The sequence below is a fragment of the Pseudoxanthomonas wuyuanensis genome (assembly GCF_900215535.1).
GTDB classification, from domain to species: Bacteria; Pseudomonadota; Gammaproteobacteria; order Xanthomonadales; family Xanthomonadaceae; genus Pseudoxanthomonas_A; species Pseudoxanthomonas_A wuyuanensis.
The window spans coordinates 1-1,811 of record NZ_OCND01000027.1 but is presented as its reverse complement, the minus strand read 5'-3'; the positions used below and the strand labels follow the sequence as shown (position 1 = coordinate 1,811).

1 protein-coding gene is annotated in these 1,811 nt (G+C 54.2%); it reads right to left on the bottom strand.

What is annotated here, in order from left to right:
- Positions 1 to 1,125: 1,125 nt before the first annotated feature.
- On the bottom strand, positions 1,126 to 1,614 hold the full coding sequence (locus tag CRO39_RS20170) for a hypothetical protein (protein ID WP_141400889.1): 489 nt from the start codon (positions 1,612 to 1,614) through the stop codon (positions 1,126 to 1,128).
- Positions 1,615 to 1,811 lie beyond the last annotated feature (197 nt).

The window sequence follows — 1,811 nt, the reverse complement described above, 5'->3', positions numbered from 1 at the left end:
CAACCAACGACCGAGAAAACGCTATGGCTTCCAGACACCCGCGCAGAGAATCCAGCAAGCGTCAGAAGCGTTGCACTTGGAGTGTTAATTCACCCACCTACCGACCCTCTCCGCGAAGCAGAACGTCCATATCAATGGAGTTGCGAGTAGTGACAGTAAAGGGCAGCTCGCGCAATCCAACCGGAGGCATGCTTTCTAACGCCCTGGACTCCAGTCCAACCCAAGACTCTCTCAACTCTTCATCCGTCAGGTGCGGCATCCGCCAGACCTCATAGTGGTCGATATAGTCATCGAGCTCATCATCGAATCGCGAGTAGAACAGAAACGTATCCTCGCCGTGCCTTGCAACGACCATGCGCGGAAAATCCCAGAAGCCTCTATATACGATGCCTGACCAAACCGACATAGGTGCCTAACGCCTGAGTTAAGCTGGCCCGCCCTAGCCAGCTGTCAGATCAAAGCCATAACGATGCGGGCTCGGCTTGAACGAATTGTTAGGCGGCAATCCTACACTCATGGAGAAAATCCGATAAGAAAGCTCCGCCACCGATCTGTGCCGACTACGGAGGAGAGCAAGTAGGTAACTGCAACCAGTGACATGAATCCAAAGACTACCGTGCGCAGGAGTGAGCTTGTGTCATAGCCAACAAAAAAAGCCGCCAAAGCCATTATCGCACCTAGTGCTAAGCACAGGAATCTCGTCGAGTAGCTCTTGATCTTGGACATGCGTGATTGCTGCCTTGCCGCCTAACGCCTGAATTAAGCCGCGCCGCGAAGCGGCGTCGGCTTGAATGAATTGTTAGGGCGATCAGCAGGGAAAGCCCAAGAGGCAATTACGAACAGAGTCTGCGCCGCCTGATGCAATGAGATCAACCGGTCTTGCGCCGTCCAACGAAGGTATGTGTCGGTGCAGCCAAGGAATGCTGTCGTCTCCGAGGTGGTAGAAGGTTGCCCATGCAATGTCAGGCTGTCCACCACAATATTTGATGAGTTGCTCTTGAAAATTGCAATCTCCGAAAGCTTCCTTGCAGAGGTTGGCAAAGATTGGCCAGCCGGACATGCCCATGAGCGCCCTAACACCTGAGTTAAGCCGAACCGCGAAGCGGTTTCGGCTTGAATGAATTGTTAGAGCGCGCCCTTGTAACCACAGGCCACCAGCTCTTTGTCCTCTGCAGACTTTGCCGCCAGCACCATCCCACGAGAGAAGTCTGGGGCCATCAGTTTGACTCCAGCGCTACTGCGGGAAAAGGCAACGATTTGCTGCATCTCATTCTTGTCGATGTCAGGGACCGTCAAATCCTCTGGGATGGCTTTGAGCTTGTAGAACTGCACGATGCCATATTGCGTGTACTTACCTCCAACAGGCGACTCGTAGAAGGAAAGTGCAGTGGCTATCTCGTCGGTGTTTAGCTTGGAACCAATAAAGCCGGCAATTGGTCCTGTGTAAGTGCCTAGCGGTATTGCTGCAACGCAGTCGAAATTGGCCTTTGGAATGTGTCCCTGAAGGGCCAGCGTCGTGGCCAATTTCGTTGCGTAGTCAAAACGAGCTGCTTGAGCGAGGCGACTTGCTGCGGAATCCGTAGCCACCGCCGGCATGGCGAGCAAAGCAAGCATTGGGAGAAGAAAGAATCGCACCCCTGGAACCTCCATAGCGCTCTAACGCCTGAATTAAGCCGCCCCGCGAAGCGGGGTCGGCTTGAATGAATTGTTAGGCCCCGCAGGTTAACAAAGTAAGTGCAACACCCGCGGCGCCCGAAGAAGGGGTGAGCTGGCAGACTGTAGGGGATCCCTCCGGCAAGAGAAGATCCCGC

Coding starts and splice junctions, on each gene's coding strand:
- CRO39_RS20170 (WP_141400889.1), bottom strand. CDS start 1,614: ATGCTTGCTTTGCTCGCCATGCCGGCGGTGGCTACGGATTCCGCAGCA.